Source organism: Buchananella sp. 103232, from assembly GCF_058725725.1.
In genome coordinates this window covers 1-18,179 of record NZ_JBZXJM010000023.1, presented here as the reverse complement: position 1 = coordinate 18,179, position 18,179 = coordinate 1, and the positions used below count along the sequence as shown (strand labels likewise).

The 18,179-nt window shown below is 67.7% G+C and carries 13 protein-coding genes and 2 pseudogenes; 8 read left to right on the top strand and 7 right to left on the bottom strand.

Annotation, left to right across the window (positions count from 1 at the left end):
* Positions 1-10: 10 nt before the first annotated feature.
* The gene (gene nrdH / locus AC4PWQ_RS03880) at positions 11-277 is read right to left on the bottom strand and encodes a glutaredoxin-like protein NrdH (protein ID WP_492089807.1); all 267 of its coding nucleotides are present in this window, start codon (positions 275-277) and stop codon (positions 11-13) included.
* A 568-nt stretch (positions 278-845) separates the two neighbouring features.
* Here nrdH and AC4PWQ_RS03875 point away from each other — a divergent pair.
* Positions 846-2,219 carry a Fic family protein gene (locus AC4PWQ_RS03875; RefSeq protein WP_371173688.1) on the top strand — a complete coding sequence of 458 codons (1,374 nt, stop codon included), beginning with the start codon at positions 846-848 and terminating at the stop codon, positions 2,217-2,219.
* A gap of 76 nt (positions 2,220-2,295) precedes the next feature.
* Here the strand turns inward: AC4PWQ_RS03875 and AC4PWQ_RS03870 are convergent, their stop codons facing one another.
* The gene (locus tag AC4PWQ_RS03870; protein ID WP_492089806.1) at positions 2,296-3,957 is read right to left on the bottom strand and encodes an L-serine ammonia-lyase; all 1,662 of its coding nucleotides are present in this window, start codon (positions 3,955-3,957) and stop codon (positions 2,296-2,298) included.
* A 23-nt stretch (positions 3,958-3,980) separates the two neighbouring features.
* Entirely contained in the window at positions 3,981-5,078 is a 1,098-nt protein-coding gene (locus AC4PWQ_RS03865; protein WP_492089805.1) for a Fic family protein, read from the bottom strand.
* Positions 5,079-5,250: 172 nt separating this feature from the next.
* On the opposite strand from AC4PWQ_RS03865, the gene AC4PWQ_RS03860 reads away from it, so the two are divergent.
* From AC4PWQ_RS03860 to AC4PWQ_RS03835, 6 genes and pseudogenes are all read left to right on the top strand, one after another.
* Positions 5,251-5,742 (top strand): S-ribosylhomocysteine lyase, encoded by a 492-nt coding sequence (locus AC4PWQ_RS03860; protein ID WP_492089804.1) that lies wholly within the window; start codon positions 5,251-5,253, stop codon positions 5,740-5,742.
* Between the two features lie 159 nt (positions 5,743-5,901).
* Complete coding sequence (gene mtnN, locus AC4PWQ_RS03855) at positions 5,902-6,654, top strand: 5'-methylthioadenosine/S-adenosylhomocysteine nucleosidase (protein WP_492089803.1); 753 nt, start codon at positions 5,902-5,904, stop codon at positions 6,652-6,654.
* A gap of 1,053 nt (positions 6,655-7,707) precedes the next feature.
* A pseudogene (locus AC4PWQ_RS03850) lies at positions 7,708-9,008 on the top strand (ISL3 family transposase).
* Positions 9,009-9,603: 595 nt separating this feature from the next.
* The gene (locus AC4PWQ_RS03845; protein ID WP_492089802.1) at positions 9,604-10,203 is read left to right on the top strand and encodes a hypothetical protein; all 600 of its coding nucleotides are present in this window, start codon (positions 9,604-9,606) and stop codon (positions 10,201-10,203) included.
* 493 nt (positions 10,204-10,696) lie between these two features.
* Positions 10,697-11,932 (top strand): MFS transporter, encoded by a 1,236-nt coding sequence (locus tag AC4PWQ_RS03840; RefSeq protein WP_371151106.1) that lies wholly within the window; start codon positions 10,697-10,699, stop codon positions 11,930-11,932.
* Positions 11,933-12,049: 117 nt separating this feature from the next.
* The gene (locus AC4PWQ_RS03835; protein ID WP_492089801.1) at positions 12,050-13,210 is read left to right on the top strand and encodes a hypothetical protein; all 1,161 of its coding nucleotides are present in this window, start codon (positions 12,050-12,052) and stop codon (positions 13,208-13,210) included.
* 95 nt (positions 13,211-13,305) lie between these two features.
* On the opposite strand, the gene AC4PWQ_RS03830 is transcribed toward AC4PWQ_RS03835, so the two are convergent.
* Positions 13,306-15,375, bottom strand: coding sequence for an ABC transporter permease (locus tag AC4PWQ_RS03830; protein ID WP_492089800.1), 2,070 nt, complete (start codon positions 15,373-15,375; stop codon positions 13,306-13,308).
* 100 nt (positions 15,376-15,475) lie between these two features.
* Entirely contained in the window at positions 15,476-16,300 is an 825-nt protein-coding gene (modA, locus tag AC4PWQ_RS03825; protein WP_492089819.1) for a molybdate ABC transporter substrate-binding protein, read from the bottom strand.
* Between the two features lie 204 nt (positions 16,301-16,504).
* Between modA and AC4PWQ_RS03820 the strand changes: the two genes are divergently transcribed.
* Entirely contained in the window at positions 16,505-16,999 is a 495-nt protein-coding gene (locus AC4PWQ_RS03820) for a MogA/MoaB family molybdenum cofactor biosynthesis protein (protein WP_371151114.1), read from the top strand.
* A gap of 68 nt (positions 17,000-17,067) precedes the next feature.
* Here the strand turns inward: AC4PWQ_RS03820 and moaC are convergent, their stop codons facing one another.
* A complete protein-coding gene (gene moaC, locus AC4PWQ_RS03815) occupies positions 17,068-17,538 on the bottom strand; it encodes a cyclic pyranopterin monophosphate synthase MoaC (protein ID WP_492089818.1) in 471 nt (156 codons plus the stop codon).
* Positions 17,539-17,587: 49 nt separating this feature from the next.
* Positions 17,588-18,179 (bottom strand): annotated as a pseudogene (locus tag AC4PWQ_RS03810) (hypothetical protein); the annotation flags it as partial.

Genomic DNA, 18,179 nt, shown 5'->3' with positions numbered 1-18,179 from the left:
CCCCTCAGTCTCAGATCGCGGCGAGCGTTGCTGCGGGAGCGGCGGCCTGGACGGCGGCCACGGCGACCTTGATGCGGTCGGGGCGGAAGCCCGCCCAGTGCTCCTCGCCGGCCATGACGACGGGCGCCTGGGAGTAGCCCAGCTCCCGCACCATGTCCAGGGCGGCGGCGTCCTGGGTGAGGTCAACGACCGTGTACTCCACACCGGCCTTGTCGAGGGCGCGGTAGGTGGCGTCGCACTGCACGCAGCGGGGCTTGGAGTAGACCGTGATGCTCATTGCTGGCTCCTTGTTTCGGGGCGAAATCCACCCAAACTACACAGATGTCATTTGTTCGCGGCCATGCCGGTGCGACGGGTTTGAACACTACCCCTTGGGGTCGATCCCTTCCACCACCCCAAGATGCTGTGGTCGGGCGTGTCGCCCTCAGAACCGTGCCGCCCCCTGTGGATAGCCCACATGGACGACGCCGCCCACCCGCCGGCGCCCGCATAACCTCGGTCGATAGGAACATGCGACCACCGTCTCACCCACCACCAACATTTGGCCCCACTCCGCCATCCGGCCACGCCGGCCCGGCCGCCTGCCCCGGCGACCAAGCTCCCGGCGATAGATGCGGTGAACTACACCAGTGTTATTCACACCTGGGGATAACCTCTATGCACATCCCTCCACAACGGTGGATATAACGATTTGATAACGCTCGCGTCCGGGAGAGTCGGCGAGAGACCGACCGGCACCCGCCGAACGCCACCCATCGGCCCAGCCTCACCACAGTCCCACCCTCGCAAACTCCTACCATTTCCTAATTTCTCCTAAATTAGGAGATCTGTCATAGGATTTCCCCATGAAGACTCCCGCTCGCCCCCCACACTGGGATGAGCCCGCCCTCTTGGCGCTTCTTCGCAGCGAGGGCCAGCCCGCCTCCGCCATGGAGAAGTGGCAAGCCACTACAACTGCGGCGCGGGAGATCAGCCAGGCCGGGTACCCCACCTGGGACGACGTTCTCTACCACCCACTACCTCCCAACCTTCCCCCTCGCGAGCTGGTCTGGGCCGCGATAAGGGAGGCGCGCAGGCAGTCGGCACAGTCCACGCCTTTCACTCTCGTGGACGGCTCCCCCCTGACTTACAACATCCCCGGCGAGCTGCTGCGCCTAATCGAAGAAATCGCCCGCCGCGCAGCCGGCACCCTCCAGATCTCGCAACCCTCTCTGACGGATTCCCCACGTAGCTACCTCCTCACCTCGCTCCAGGAGGAGGCCATCACTTCCAGTCAACTCGAAGGCGCCTCTACCACCCGCGCCGTGGCCAAGGAGATGCTGCGCAGCCGCCGCAAGCCCAAGGACAAGGGCGAACGAATGGTGGCCAACAACTTCGCCGCCATGCAGCTGATCTCGCAGCGCCGGGACGACCCGCTCACGCCGGCGTTAGTCTGCGAGATCCACCGGGTGCTGACCGAGGGGACGCTGCCTGCTGCCGAGGCAGGTCGCTTGCAGCAACCCGGCGAGGAGCGCGTGCGGATCTACGCCGACCACACCGATGAGCAGGTGCTCCACGTCCCGCCCCCGACCGCCGAGCTCCCCGCCCGCTTGCAGGGACTCTGCGACTTCGCCAACGCCGGGCGGGACGGCGGCGACTCCCCTTACACCCCGCCGCTGATCCGCTCGATGATCCTGCACTTCATGGTGGGCCACGACCACTACTTCTCAGACGGCAACGGCCGCCTGGCCCGCGCGATCTTCTACTGGTCGATGCTGCACCACGGCTTCTTCCTTACCGAGTACCTCTCCATCTCCCGACTCCTGCGCCAGGCCCCGGCCCAGTACGCCCGCGCGTTCCTACACGTCGAGTACGACGAGGGCGACCTGACCCACTTCCTGCTCCACCAGGCCCGGATCGTCGTGCGCGCGATCAACGACCTCGAGACATACCTGGCTAGGAAGGAGCATGAGCGCCTGACCTTGTCTCCCACACTGGCAGGCGCCGGATTCAACTCTCGGCAATGCGACCTGCTCGCCTCGTTGCTCGTGAAGCCGTCGGTCATGCTTACCGTGTCGGGATACCAGGAGCGCTACGAGGTTTCCAACCAGACTGCCCGCACTGATCTCCAAGGACTGGAAGAAGCGGGCCTGATCGTCGGTAGCCGCAGCGGCAAACGAATGGAGTGGTGGACGGCGCGAGACTTTCCTTCCCGCATGCGCCAACTAACAAGCTCCTGACACCTCCTAATTGCCCCTAAATTAGGAGTTTGGCCGACGTTCCACCCGCCGCCCCCGCCGGCGCACCGCGCCGCGCTCAGCACTCCACGACGTTGACGGCCAGCCCGCCCTGCGAGGTCTCCTTGTACTTCGAGAGCATGTCCTGCCCGGTCTGGCGCATGGTCTCGATGACGGTGTCCAGGCTGACCTGATGGCGCCCATCGCCCCACAGGGCCATGCGGGCGGCGTTGATGGCCTTCACGGCGGCGATCGCGTTGCGCTCGATGCAGGGGATCTGCACCAGCCCGGCCACTGGGTCACAGGTGAGGCCCAGGTTGTGTTCCATGGCGATCTCTGCGGCGTTCTCCACCTGGAGGGGGGTGCCGCCCAGGGCGTCGGCCAAACCAGCGGCGGCCATCGCGGCGGCCGATCCCACCTCTCCCTGGCAGCCCACTTCTGCCCCGGCGATGGAGGCGTTGGTCTTGATCAAAGCGCCCACGGCGGTGGCGGCCAGCAGGAAGTCGCGCGCGCCCTCGCGGCAGGCGCCGGGCACGAACCGCAGGTAATACTCCAGCACGGCGGGCACTACCCCGGCGGCGCCGTTGGTGGGGGCGGTGACCACCCGGTGCCCGGCGGCGTTCTCCTCGTTCACCGCGAGCGCGTAGAGATTGACCCAGTCGATCCCGGCCATGGGGTCGCTGGCGTCGCGCCAGGTGTTGGTGGGGTAGGGTGAGCGGCTCATGAGCTGCTGGGCCAGCACGGCCGCGCGCCGGGGCACGTTCAGGCCGCCGGGCAGCACGCCGTGGGTGGTGCAGCCAGCTTCGATGCACTCCTCCATGACGTCCATGATGCGATCCAGGTAGGCATCCACTTCCTCGCGCGAGCGGGCGGCCTCCTCGTTGGCGCGCACCACCTCTGAGACGCGCAGTCCGGCAGCCTCTGCGTGCTCCAGCAGCTCCACGCCGGTGGAGAACGGGTAGGGCGCGGGGATGGAGTGCAGCGCGCGCGTGGAGGCGCTGGCCAGGGCCTGGCACTGCGGCGCCTCCAGGCTGCCGCCCACCTGCTCCATGACGAAGCCGCCGCCTACGGAGTAGAACACGCCCTCTAGTAGCAGTGCCCCTGCCTGGTTTTCGGGGCCGACGACGCCCTCCTCGCCGCCCCCACCAGCACCGCCACTCGGGGCGGCCGCGTTGAGGGGGGAGGCGGGCGGAGCGTCGTCCAACTGGGCGTAGGCGCGCAGGCGCAGGCCGTTGACGTGGTAGGGCAGGACGGTGCCGGGCAGGAAGAAGATGTCGCGCGCCATGTCGAAGGGCAGCTCGCGGCCGGCCACGGGGGTGGTGCCTGTGGCGGCGAGGTGGGGCAGGGCGTCGGCCACGATGGCGCTGCTGACCGACTCGGGCTTGTGGCCGGCCAGGCCGAGCAGGACGGCGCGGTCGGTGGCGTGGCCACGGCCGGTGGCGCCCAGGGAGCCGAACAGTTCCACCGTGACGCGGCCCAGGCGGGCGGCGGCTTCGGCGCTCTGGCCGGCGGGGGCGTCCAGGAGGGCGCCCAGGCGGCGGGCGAAGACGTAGGCGGCGCGCATGGGGCCGACCGTGTGGGAGGAGGACGGGCCGATGCCGACGCGGAAGATGTCGAACACGGACAGCGGGCGCTGGGCGGTGGCCGCCGGCGCGCTGCCGGCCATCATCGCGGCGGGCAGCACGGGCTGCGCCGTGGCCTCCCCGCTCACTTTCACTCCTGCTCGCAACGTATCCGACATGTGGACAATGGTCGCACGAGTGCTCACGCCGACAGCGCCGAGCCGAACATCAGGCGCAACAACGGGGAATTGACGAACACCAGGCTTCGGCCCGCCTTCTCCGAAGTGAGCACCTGCGCCTGCACCAGGCTATCCAGCCAGCGGGAGGCGGCCGCGCGCTGGGCCAGGCCTGCGGAGACGACGTCGTCGATGCGCACGTACGGCTTTGTGAACAGCAGCCGCACCAACTCCGCCGCCGGGGCGCGGGACACCACCGTGCGCACCGCCTGCTCCGTTTCCCGCTGCAGCTCGGCAATGTCGTCGACCAGCTGGAGCGTCCAGCGCGCCACCTCACCGCAGCCGCGCACCACGAACAGCACCCAGTCCTCCCAGGCGTCCTCCCGGGTGACGGCGCGCAGCAGACGGTAGTACTCGTCCTTGTGGCGCACTATGTAGCCCGACAGGTAGAGCACCGGCTGGCGGATCACCCCCTTATCCATCAGGTAGAGCAGGTTGATGATGCGCCCGGTTCGGCCGTTGCCGTCCGGGAACGGGTGAATGGCCTCGAACTGGTAGTGCTGCAACGCCATGCCCACTAGGGGGTCGATTCCATCAGCGCCGTGCAGGAAGCGCTCCCAGGCGCTCATGTGACGCTCGATTGTTTCCTTGCCCTCCGGCGGGGTGTAGATACGTGCCTTGGTAACCGGGTTGCCGATGTATGTGCCCGTGGTTTGTCGGATCGATACGGCGTGTCCCTGCAGGACGCTGCACACCTCGATTGCGGTGTTCAGCTGGAGAGGGCGCTCCTGCAGTGACTGGGCACCCGCACGCAACGCCTGCCGATAAGACAGCGCCTCCTTTACCGCCGGGGTGAGTGCCCCCTCCTGGGGCAGGTGGGCGGCGCGGAACAGCTCGTCGTTCGTGGTCACGATGTTCTCGATCTCGCTGGAGGCCTGAGCCTCCAGGAGCGGGATCATGTTGAACAGGATGTCCGGATTGGGCAGGCGCAGGCAGGCGGCGTCGAGCGCAGCCAGCGAGCGCGCGGCGTCGATCACCGCTTTCAGCACATCCCGCGTCTCCACCTCCTGCGCCGGAGGCAGCGGCGGGAGGTCCTGGTACGGGAGGTCCGGGTTAGTCCACACGCCGCCACACTACACGCGACGTGTATCTTTTCGGAGCCAAAAGGTACACAAACCCGCCTTCATGTACCTTTTCGAGGCCAAAAGGTATACGTCGGCGCGATATGTACCCGTGGAGTACATGTCGAGGACGCCGAGCTGAGGCAGGGCGCGGCGCGGCTGCCACAATGGGGGCATGACTGATTCCCCGCGCATGAACACCGAGTCCTTCAACCTGGATCACCGCCTGGTGGCGGCCCCGTACGTGCGGGTGGCGGACCGCAAGGTGCTGCCGGGCGGGGATGTGCTCATCAAGTACGACGTGCGCTTCACCCAGCCGAACGTGGCGCACCTGTCGATGCCGGCGGTGCACTCGATTGAGCACCTGAGCGCGGAGTTGATGCGCAACCACACGGACAAGCTGATCGACTTCTCCCCCATGGGCTGCCAGACGGGCTTCTACGCCCTCACGCTGGGGCTCGAGCCGGCCGACTTCCTGCCGATCTTGGAGGCCACTTGCCGCGACATCCTGGCCGCCGCGCAGGTTCCTGCGGCTAACGAGGTGCAGTGCGGGTGGGGGGCCTCGCACTCCCTGACCGGCGCGCAGGCTGCGGTGGCCGCCTTCTTGGAGCACCGCTCCGAGTGGGAGCAGGTTTTGGCCGACGACGCCTCTCCCTCCGCCCTCTAAACCCCGCCCGCGCGGCTACCGACCGCACCGCGCGGCTACCGACCGCACCGCGCAGCCACCGACCGGGCCGCGCAGCCACCGACCGGGCCGGAGGGACCCGGACCGGGCTGCGCTAGGGCCCGCGCCGCGCCACTGCCGCTTTTGACCCGAGGAGTTTCGATGAGCACTTCCCAGCTAGCCCTGCCCGCCGCGATCGTGGTGGTCGCGATGAGTGAGGAGGCCGCCCCGTTCCACGCGGCGGCCGAGGCCAGCGCCGAGTTGCCGGTGCGCGTGCCCGCGCACGCGCTGACCGTGCAGGGCCGGCGCCTGTGGCTGGTGGAGTGCAACATCGGCATGGTGGCGGCGGCGAGCGCGCTCACCCAGGCCCTGGAGCTGCTGGCGGCCCGCCACCCGGGCGCGGCGGTGCCCGTGGTGAGCGCGGGCACGGCCGGGGGGCTGGGCGTGGAGGTGAACGTGCGCGACGTGTGCGTCTCCACCGCCCTGGCCTACAGCGAGGCCGATGCCCGCATCTTTGGCTACGAGCTGGGTCAGGTCCCGCGCCAGCCTGCGCGTTTCGAGGGCGACGGCGCCCTGATGGCTGCTGCACGGCGGGCGGTTCCTGCGGCGCAGGCCGGCCAGGAGCCGCCCGGCGCCGGGGTGCACTTTGGCTTGATGTTGACCGGCAATTCCTTCGTCACCGCAGCCACGGCCACCCAGGTACGCCAGCTGTTCCCGGGCGCGGTGAGCGTGGACATGGAGTCGGTGGCGCTGGCACAGGTTGCCCGCGATTACGGGGTGCCGTTCGTGTCGGTGCGCGGGGTCTCTGACCTCTGCGGCCCGGCGGCAGATCAAGAGTTCCACGTGGGGGTGGATGTGGCCGCGGCGCGATCCGCCACCGCCGTGCTGGCGCTGCTGGAGACCGCGGCGGTCTGAACCGGGTGCCCCCTCCCCGACCCGAACCGCCGGTCCGGGCAACCGCTCGGACCGCCACCCGGGCCGTACCGGGCCAGTGTTGCGCAAACGGTTGAGGGGTTAGTCGACCTATTGAGCCTTTGGTGCACCTCCCGAGGGGTTGGTGCACCAATTGAGGGGTTACCTGCTGGGGTAACTACTCGATAGGTTCACTAACCCCTCGACAGGTGCAACTAACCCCTCAATCGCTCGCGCACATGCACGCAACCGCAGCCGTGTGGGCACTGAGCGGACGGTCCTGACAGGCAACGTCATCCATGCCACAAGGTCGATCCACCCCGCCTTCGCGTAGTTGCTCCACACGTTTCTCCCCGCCACGATGCAGACTTCGTCCTTCTTAAATACCGGACGCGCGGCAATGATTTCGCTGGACCGATCGTTTTCCCTCATCCACTCGGAAAGATCCCTGTCGATCAGCTCTGCGAGGAGCTGAATCTGGGAGATCTGGAACATCACGTCTTGTCTTAACAGCGAATCGTGGTGAGCCACCCGATTCCGGAACTTGCGGATCCGGTCTACCAGGGAGCTCACCTGCTTCCGCTGACCATTCCCGTTGGGAAATACGTGATGCAACTCTGATCTCCAGAGCTCCTCCCGCTTTGACCCAAAAAATCCTGACCAGAACCCAAAGGACAATCCCGCGACAATCTGATCTCGCGTCTCCCTACCTTGTGGGCGGAGACGAATTCGGACGGCCTCAACCGCCTTCTCACTTTCACCATTCATGAATTCAGGCAGCAAGAACCAAGGAATTCCCCCGACCTGCTCCCGGGCCGCATCTCTCAAACACCTATCTACGGAGTGTCTCAAGAGAATTTCCAAATGGCTAATTTGCTCCAGAGCAGCCCCCGCCACTCTCGCGTTCCATAGATACAACTCAAGAGCTTTCGCGGCTCTTCCCAATTGAGGGTGTATTGGTGGTGTGATCCAGGGGAGGGTGTGTTGGTGTGTGGGTAGGGGTTGAGGTCTTCCGATGATGGGAGTCATCACACCGCCCACACGAAAGACCTCAACGTGTCCAACGCTACCTTCGTCGCGCCTGATCTGACTACTTTTGCTGGCTTGGACGAGCTTGGTCTTGTCGTTACTGGCCAGCGTGTCGAGCCTGAGCGGGCGATACTGGAATGCCGCCTGGTCGAGCCTGATGACTGGTGTGGGCGGTGTGGATGTCAAGGCCTGGCACGTGACACGGTCAAGCGCCGGCTGGCTCACGAGCCCTTTGGGTGGCGTCCCACCACACTGGAAGTGCGAGTGCGTCGTTACCGCTGCCAGGAATGCGCACACGTATGGCGTCAGAACATGGACCTGGCAGCTGAGCCCAGGGCACGCCTATCGAGGCGTGCGGTGCGTTGGGCGTTGGAAGCCTTGGTGTGTCAACACCTGAGCGTATCCCGCATCGCTCAGGGCCTGTCCGTGGCCCCGCCACCGCCAACGATGCTGTGCTGGCCGAAGGACAGCGCCTCTTGATCAACGACCCCGTCCGGCTTGAAGGAGTCAGAGTTATCGGCGTGGATGAGCATGTTTGGCGCCATACTCGCGCAGGTGACAAGTACGTAACCGTGGTCATCGACTTAACCCCCGTCAAGGATGGCACTGGCCCTGCCCGGCTACTCGCCATGGTCCAGGGCCGCTCCAAGCAGGCTTTCAAGGGCTGGCTGGCCCAGCAGCCCCGAGCATGGAGAGATGGCGTGGAAGTGGTCGCGATGGACGGTTTTAGCGGGTTTAAAACCGCCACCACCGAGGAAATGCCCCAGGCCAGGGCCGTGCTCGATCCCTTCCACGTAGTACGCCTGGCAGGCCAGGCGCTTGATGAGTGTCGTCGGCGTGTTCAGCAAGAACTACATGGACGGCGGGGACGGGCTGATGATCCCCTGTACAAGGCCCGCCGTACTCTGCACACCGGTAGCGACCTGCTCACCCCTGCCCAGCGCAAGCGTTTAGACGCGCTCTTCGCCAACGATGACCATGCCCAAGTCGAGGTCACCTGGGGTGTGTACCAGAAGATGGTGGCCGCTTACCGTCAGCCCGAGCGGGCCAAGGGCAAAAGACTCATGCAAGAACTGATCACCGCGATCTCTAGCGGCGTACCTGCCGCCCTGAGCGAGGTCATCACCCTGGGACGAACGCTGAAGAAACGCGCCGGTGACATCCTGGCCTACTTCGACCATCCCAGGACCAGCAACGGCCCCACCGAAGCACTCAACGGACGCCTGGAACACCTACGCGGCTCAGCACTCGGCTTTCGCAACCTGACCAACTACATCACCCGCAGCCTGCTCGAAGCAGGCGGATTCAAACCCCAACTACACCCTTAAATGGGAAGAGCCGCTTTCGCTTGGTCTCCGTCAGTCTCGCGCAGGTACGGAGCAAGCCTCGGTGTTGGGAGGACGGATAGGACCCTCTCCACATCGAACGTTCCCACTTCCCTGCCCTCCAGACGTTCGCTACACTCGAGTTGAACGCCCCGACCCGCCTCTGCGTAGCGCATGCGGCCGGGGCTCCCCTTTTGCTACGGCGACCGCTGCGACCACAAACGAAGCCACTTCTGGCCAGTCGGCGAATCAAGTGGCTGTGGATTGGTTGGCGGACCAGGAGTTCCACGTGGGGGTCGAGGTGGCGGCGGCGAGGTCCGCCGCCGCCGTGCTGGCACTGCTGGAGACCCACGCCGCCTGAGTCGAATCCCGCGCTCCCCGGTCCGGACCGCCAGCCCAAGCCCACAGGGCCACTGCGAACCTGCAGCCCTGCGGTGCAGCGGGTCTGCGGCCCGGCGGACGCGAAGCGCCATGACCTATCCGCAATCCCGCGCAGCGCCCCTCCTTTGTGAGATCCGTATTACACGTTGGGTAGTTTCCCCTCCGCCATCTCACCTCTCGGGCTTCGCCGGACCACGCATTAGGGAAAGGAAGGGTCATGCGAAAAAGGAACCTACTGATTGGGGCGTGCGCACTAGCTCTGTGCGTGCCGCTGGGATTAGCCGGCTGCAGCGGCAAGGCGGACAAGCCGACTGAGGCCGGGGCGTCGGCCCCCGCCGAGGCCACCACGTCCAGCGAGACCGCCGAGCCAGCCTGGGACGGCAAGGGCGACTTCGTCTGGTTCAAGGCCGAGATCCCGGGCGGGTTCGAGCTTCACCCCTACAACGGGGATTCGTGCATGGAGGCCTGGTTCAAGACCGAGGACGACCGGACGATCGCCCCCTCCTTCCAATCCCACACGACCGCCCAGAAGGAGTTGGACCACAATCTGGGCCTCTTTGACGACCGCACGGCGGGTGAGGACGTTCAGTTCGCCGGTCGCACCTGGAAGGTGGAGCTGTTCGAGTGGAATGACAAGCCCAGCGTCACCTTCTACACCGACGTCGAGGGCGGCGCAGTTGAGGTCACCGGTTTCGAGTTGGCGCCCGACGACCCCGACCTGCTTACGTTCATGAACTCCCTGGAGTTCCCCGACGACGTGGGTGCCGCCGCCGAGGCAGCCTGGGACACGCTCTCTGCGGACGTCAGGTACCGCTGAGCCCAACACCGGCTCCGGCCACTATGCCGAAACCTGCCCAAAGCGACACGGCTGCGGGCAGGTTTCGGCGCTGTGGGCCACGCCCCACGGCTCAGCTCACCCGCAAGACATACGGCTCAGCGCTCACGCGCGGCCCGACGGCAACCGATGAGTTCCAGGTTGGCGGTGAGCATCGCGGCGGCTTGCTGAGCCCCTACCAGGAGGCACTCACCAGCGCCAGCCGCACACCCATACTCCACGCCTCAATAATATGCTGGCATACACCCTTGAAAAGGGCCCATTGGAGACGGTCAGGCGCACCCCAGGCAAATCCCCGCCCCAGCCCTCCCCCGCCGCCAAGGAAAACTATCCACAACGGCTCAACCCGTGCAAAATGCTTTCCGCTGCGACTAGTCTGTGAACTGCTTCTCTCTATCTCCCCGTAGCTGGAAGGTCACCCGTGGAAACAAAAGCTGTCCATCGAGAGGCGCCAGGTGCATACCGCGTCCTCACAATGTCTACGATCTCCTTCACCCTCATGTTTGCGGTGTGGCTCATGTTCGGCATCCTGGGCAAGCCGATCGCCAAGGAGTTCGGTCTGAACGACGTCCAGCTGAGCTGGATCGCTGCGGTGGCCGTGCTGAACGGCTCCATGTGGCGCCTGCCTGCGGGCATCCTGGCCGACCGCTACGGCGGCAAGATCGTCACCACGGTGATGATGGCCGTAGGCGCGGTGGCTTCACTAGCGGTTTCCTTCGCTGACAGCTACGCGATGCTGCTGGTGCTCGCGTTCTGCGTGGGCATCGTCGGTAACTCCTTCTCCGCTGGCATCGCCTGGAACTCGGCCTGGTTCACCCAGCACCGCAAGGGCCTGGCGCTGGGCATCTTCGGCGCAGGTAACGTGGGCGCCTCGGTCACCAAGATCATAGGCCCCACCATCATCGCGGCCACCACGGGCACCGTGGTCATGGGATTCCTGCCCGGCGGCTGGCGCCTCATTCCTATCGTTTACGCCATCCTGCTGGTGATCGTCGGCGTGTTGCAGTGGGTCATCACGCCCACCCCGGACCGCAAGCCGGGCGCCACGGCCAAGATGTCGGTGATGCTGGAGCCCCTGAAGGACATCCGCGTGTGGCGCTTCAGCCTCTACTACGTCATCGTCTTTGGTGCCTACGTGGCCTACTCGGCGATCCTGCCCACCTACTACCAGGACGTTTTCAAGACTGACCTGAGCACGGCGGCGCTGCTGACCACCAGCTTCATCTTCCCGGCCTCCCTGCTGCGCCCGCTGGGCGGCTGGATGTCGGACAAGTGGGGCGCCCGCGCCACCATGTACCTGACGTTCGTGCCGATCGGCGCGCTCTTCACGGTGCTGTCCATCCCCAGCGGCGTGGACGACAACAACAATGCCTACGGCCTGCCGCTCTGGCTGGTGGTGCTGCTGGTGTTCCTGGTGGGCTGCCTGATGGGTATCGGCAAGGCCGCCGTCTACAAGCACATTCCCACCTACTTCCCGCACCACGTGGGTAGCGTCGGCGGCCTGGTTGGCATGCTGGGTGGCCTGGGTGGCTTCTTCCTGCCCCCGATGTTTGCCTACATCAAGCAGTGGACCGGGATCGTCTCCACGCCGTTCGTCGTGATGACGCTGATCACCGGCGTGACGCTGATCTGGATGCACCTGGTCATCCGCAAGATGAAGCAGCAGGCACCGACTGCGGACCACATCGACGTCCCCAGCACCGCCCGATAGGGCAAGATTGCTGCAGTAACGCGGGGCGGGGTAACGGCACGGTTACCCCGCCCCGCTCCAACCCGCCCCAGCCTTGCGTCAACGCGGCGCAGTCCGTTTCTACCCCTGGAGGTTTCCGTGGCCGCTAATGGAGCCGCGTTCGGCCTGAACTATCCCGAACCGCTCAACGAGTTCCCGCCCGACTTCTACGAGGCGCACCCGCACGCGCTGCCTCCCACTGAGGTGGTGGGATTGCCGGTGGCTCGCACGGACCTGGTGCAGATGCTCGGGAACACCTCCCTGGCCGGGGAGCGGGGGCTGATCGACGCGGTGCGGGCCGCGAAGCTGAACGAGATCGTGCAGATGGACGACGAGATCGCGGCGCGCGTCACCGAAAAGGTGCGCAACGTGCTGGCGGTCATCGGGGAAGGCCTGCCGACTGACGAGGAGGGTTTCCTAACGGGTGAGTCGTACATCGCCCTGGGGTCCGCAGTCGGCCTTACCCCGAGCCCGGAGGTCTTGGACCGTCTGCGGGATCCGGATTTCTTTGCGGATGAGTTCCTGCTCGCCGACGGCCTGGAGAGCATGGCGGCCATGTGGGCGGACGACGTTGCCACCGACGAGGCCGCCTGCGACGCCGACACCGCCGAGGGGAGCGTTGACGCGGATTCCGCGACGCGCACTGCCGCCCAGGCCTCTGTCCTGATCACCACCGGCGAGGTGATCACAGTGGCCCTGCGTAACCTGGACCTGGCCGATTTCGTTGACGGCCGCCTGGTCCTGACCGCTGCGGCCCGCGTCTGCGCCAAGGACCCGTTCCGCCTTGCCCACCAGATTGCCACGCACCTGCCGATTTCCCTGAACGAGTTCGAGCACGAGGCCTCCCTGATCGTGTTGCTGGACATGGCGCGCTCCCCCCGCCTCACCGACCTGCAGGCGGAGCTGGACGCGCCGTGGGACGCGCTGCCGGACGAGCCCGACGACGCCGCCGTGGCGGAGGTGCTCCACTTCCGCGAAGCGACCATGGGCAAGCTGATGGCCGCCAAGCTGGAGCGCCTGAGCGAGATGATGGAGGGCCTGGACTGGGAGTTCGACGAGGATTCTCCCGTCAGCGCCGAGGACGTCCTGGAGGCCGCCACCCCCACCCTGGCCAGCCTGGAGACCCTTGGCCTGACCGGTCAGACCGCGCTCGGGGACGAGGACCTGCTCGAGGTCTCGGTCACCGATGACTTCCGCTCGTTCCTGGCCTACACGCTGCGCGGCGGACCGGGTTTCATCGAGCCTGGCCCGCGATTCTAGGCCCCCCGCAGCTCTGGCTCCGCGCGCCCTGGCCAACGCAGGCCTAGGGCCCAGAGCGCTGGCCGCCCGAGGCGTGATGATCCCCGCCGGCACCGCTAGTCGGCGCTCCTGGCGGGGAGGTGGATGGCGCGCACCTGGGTGGCCTTGACCTGCGCCTCGACGCGCTGCCCGGTGGCCAGCCCCAGCTCGGCCCACGCCGCTGCGGTGACGCGGGCGCGGATGAGTTGGCCGTCCGGGATGCGCAGCGTGGTCGTGGCCAGGCCCGCCTGAATCTCGACCGCCTCGATGGTGGCCGGGATGGCGGTGCGGGGCGAGCCGTGGGCGGCGGTGGGGAAGAGGGCCACGGACTCCGGCGCGAACAGCATGGCCATCGAGACGCCGCCGTCCGCCGGGCCGCCGCCCGGCAGGTCGCCGGACGCCGCGCGCGCCTCTCCCGTCTCGGCGGCCGCCACGAGCCGGGCGGGCCCCACCTGGATTCCCCAAAGGCCGTCCTGGTCCGGGTGCGCCAGGCCCTGGATCACGTTGAGGCCGGCCAGGCGGGCACCGAAGGCGGAGCCGGGCCGGGCCATGATCTTGGCGGTCTGGCCCTCCTCGGCCACCCTGCCGCTGTCGAGCACCACTAGGTGGGAGGCCAGCTGCATGGCCTCGGCGAGGTCGTGGGTGATCAGCAGGATGGTGGTGCGCGAGCGGGCCAGACGCTGCACCACGATGCGGCTGACGAGCGCGGTGGCCTCCACATCCAGGGAGGCGGTGGGCTCGTCCAATATCAACAGTCGGGGTTCCAGGGCCAGCGCCCTGGCCAGCGCCACGCGGGCGGCCTGCCCCCCGGAGAGCTCATCGCCCCTACTGCGCGCCAGGCCCGCGCAGCCCACCAACCGCAGCTGCTCCATTGCCACTGCGCGGGCGCGGGCGCGCGGATAACCCTGGCAACGCAGCGGAAAGGCCACGTTGTCTAGCACGGTCATATGCCCAAATACCTTGGGATCCTGGCTGAGCATCGCCACCCCGCGATTGCGGGCGGGCACGAACGTGTGCGGGCCGTCCACCATCTGCTCGCCGATGCGAGCCTCGCCGGAGTCCAGGGCGAGACGGCCGGAGAGGACCTCTGCAAGAGTGGACTTGCCGGCCCCGTTGTGACCCATGATGGCGCTGACCTGCCCTGCCGGCAGGCGCAGGTCAATCTCCCAGCCGCGCTGAGCGATCTTGCCGTTGACGAGGACACCGGCCGGCTCTCCCACACCTTTAACCTCTCCCCCTGGGTTCGCCTGCCCCTGCGGCGCGCCCCGACCGGGGCCGGGTAGGACTTCACCGTCGCCGGCTGTTTCGCCTTCTCTTTCTGCCTGCGCGTCCGCGCCGTTTGGACGACGTCGCCGCCCCGGCCACTCCGTTACCGCCACCACCGCTATGGCCATGAGTACCAGCAGCATGCCCAGGGCGAGGGCGGCGTCCTGGCCGCCCTCACGGGCCAGGTATATCTCGATGGGCATGGTGCGGGTGACGCCCTGACGGGAGCCCGCGAAGGTTAGGGTGGCGCCGAACTCTCCCAAGCAGCGAGCCAGGGCCAGGGCGGTACCGCGCGCCAGGCCGGGCAGGACCATGGGCAGGGTGATCTTGCGCAGCACCCGGGTGGGGCTGGCGCCCAGGGAGGCAGCGGTTTCCTCCAGTCCGCGCGGGCGAGCCCGGAGCGCGGCCTCCAGCGTGACCACCAGGAAGGGCAGGGAGACGAACACCTGGGCCAGCACCACGGCGGTGGTGGTGAAGGTGACCCCCAGGCCAATGGAGTCCAGGAATCCGCCGATCAGCCCCTTGCGCCCGAAGGCGGAGATCAGCGCCATTCCGGCCACGACCGGGGGGAGGGAGAGCGGGAGGGCGACCGCGATGCGCACGGCCCGCACTCCCCTGAATCCCTTGGCGAGCCAGACCGCCAGCGGGATGCCCAGGAACAGGTCGATGGCCACCGCGAGCGCGCTGGTGCGCAGCGAGAGCCAGAGGGCGTCCTGGGAGGAGTCGGCTGAGAGGTGCTTGGGTAGTTCCAGCCAGGGCACCCGGCTGGCCATCAGCAGCATCGGTACCACCATGAAGGCCAGGCCCAGTAGGGCGAGCAGGTTGACCCAGCGGGGCAGCGGGGAGGCGTCGGGGGTGCGCCTGCGCAGGCCGATCAGCACCTGTGTTCCCTTCCTTTAGTTCGTGTGCGCGGCTGGCGCGTCGTTACTCATCAGCGGTGCGGGGTGGCGGGTTTCCCGCCACCCCGCACCGGCACCGGCGTTACTTGCCGGGTCCGAATCCCGCGTTGCCGAGGATGGACTGGCCCTGGTCGGACAGGACAAGCTCCACCCACTTCTTGGCGAGCTCGGCGTTGGGGGCGTTCTTGACCACGGCGATCGGGTAGGTGTTGGTGGCCTGCTCGGTGCCCACGATCGGGACCTCGTCGGTGCGGTCCTTCTCGGCGTTGGCGTCGGTGCGGTAGACGATGCCCGCGTCCGCCTCACCGGAGGCAACCTTGCCGCGCACGTCGGTGACCTTCTGCTCCTCGGACACCGGGGTCAGACTGACGTCGAGCGCCTCGGTCAGCTTCTTGGTGGCCTTGCCGCAGGGGACCTCGGGGGCGCAGATGACCAGCTTCTTGCCGTCCAGGGAGGCGTCCAGTCCGGTCACGCCCGCCGGGTTGCCGTCGGGGACGATCAGGGTGAGCACGTTCGTGGCGAAGACTGCGGGCTCCTCCACCAGGTCGCCGCCCTGGGCCTTTTCCATCGTGGAGGTGTTGGCGGTGGCCAGCACGTCGGCGGGCGCGCCCGCCTCGAGGGCCGCGACGAGGTCCTGGGAGCCCTGTAGGTCCAGCACCACGTCCACGCCCGGGTTGGCCTCCTCGAAGATCGCCTCCATCTCGGTGAAGGTCTCCTTCAGGGAGGCGGCGGCGAACACCGTCAAGGTGGCGTCCTGTACCTCGGCGGGCGCCGCCTGGGTGGCGGCCTGGCTCTCGGCCGGCGCGGCCGATTCCTTGGCGGGGGTCTGACCGGAGGACGAGCAGCCCGCCAGCGCGAGTGCTGCGACTACGGCGCCGAGTGCGGCGAGGGAACGATACTTCATGATGCCTCCAAATAGAGCGGACTCGGCCAGTGTAAATTGGGGTCCATCCCGCCGGAAAGCGATTGGAGGCCGTTTTCCACCCCCAATTTCCCCCTTTAACAGGGGTGCCGCCCGCTTATATGGCTTCCGGGGGGCTCCTCGCCGCTCCCCCACCTGCCACCCGCCCCTCCTCCGCCCACTAGGCTCGGCGGTGGAAGGAGAAACGCCATGACCATCGCGGCCCACGTCATCACCGTCTCGGACCGCTGCTCGCGCGGCGAGGCTACCGACCTCTCCGGCCCCCTGGCGGCGAAGCTGCTGGCCGAGTACGGCGTGGAGGCCAGGCAGGTCGACGTCGTACCGGACGACCAGGCCCAGATCCAGGCCGCCATTGGCCGCGCCATCGCCGCAGGCGCCCGCCTGGTGTTCACCACCGGCGGCACCGGCGTCTCCCCCCGGGACGTCACCCCGGAGGCCACCGCGCCGCTCCTGGCCGCCCGCTTGGACGGCGTCGCGGACGCGATCCGGCGCCGGGGCGAACAGCACGCCCCCATGGCCTGCCTGAGCAGGGGCCTGGTGGGCATAACCTCGCGCGGGCCGCAGGCCGCGCTGGTGGTCAACGCACCGGGCTCGCGCGGCGGCGTCTCAGACGCCGTCGAGGTGGTCGGCCCGCTCATTTCCCACGTCATCGACCAACTAAACGGGGGCGACCACCCGCGCTAGCCGGCCCGCCGACGCAACCGCGACCGGACCCGCAGGCGCACCCACTAGCCGGCCCGCAGGCGCAGCCGCTAACCGGCCTGTGGCCGCACCCAATCGCCGCTGCGCCCACCGGACTTTGCCACGATCTTCGCCTCGCGGATGGCGGCGGACTTGTCCACCCCCTTGACCATGTCCACCACGGTCAGGGCCGCCACGGTCACCGCTGTGAGAGCCTCCATCTCCACCCCGGTGCGGTCGGCGGTGCGCACGGTGGCGGTGATGGCCACGTGGTCGGGCTCCAGCGCCAGGTCCACCTCGCAGCCGTGCACCCCGATCACGTGGGCCAGCGGCAGCAGCTCCGGGGTGCGCTTGGCCGCCTGGATCCCGGCGATGCGGGCCACCGCCAGCACGTCGCCCTTGGGCACCGTCCCGCCATGCAGCGCCCCCATCACCGTCTCGGAGACCACCACCTGCGCCACCGCCGTGGCGCTGCGCACGGTGGGGTGCTTGGCTGTCACGTCCACCATGTAGGCCGCGCCGTCCGCGCGCAGGTGGGTCAGGCAGAGGGCGGGGGCGGCCCGGTCGGGGCTAGGCAGGGTGGGCGGGCGGTCAATCGCTGTCCTTTTCTTCGTAGTCTGCGGGATGCTGGGCGGGCTGGGCGCTCCACCCCACCGGGATTATTTCAAGCCGGTCGCCCGCGCTCACGCCGCGCTGGCCGCGCGGCGCTGCGGCAGCGCCGGCCAGCCCCGCTCCCTCGAGCTCGCCAGCGCGCCGCACTCCCGCCTCACCGGCGGGCCCAGCCGGGCGGGGCGGCACCACGGCGATGGCGTCGGTCAGCGGCAGCGCCGTGACCAGGTGGGAGCGCGAGCCGAGCTCGTGCACGGGCACCACCAGCGGCACTCCGCTCGGCGCCCTGCCCACCAGGCGCACGGGAATCAACTGCACCCTGCCGGCGGGCGCGGCCCAGTCGGCCCCCGCCACCGCCGCCACCGTGCGGGGAGGCAGCACGGTGCGCGCCTCGCCGCGCAGGCAGCCGATCACCCCGCGCACGTAGGCGTAGAAGCTCACGTACACACTGACGGGGTTGCTCCGGTGAAGCGGCGCACGAAAAACGTCTATGGGTCCCAAGAGACTCGTTGTCACGGTAGGCGATTTGCCAATATCGGCTTCATATAACTGAACGAAGTACAGGACAAAACAT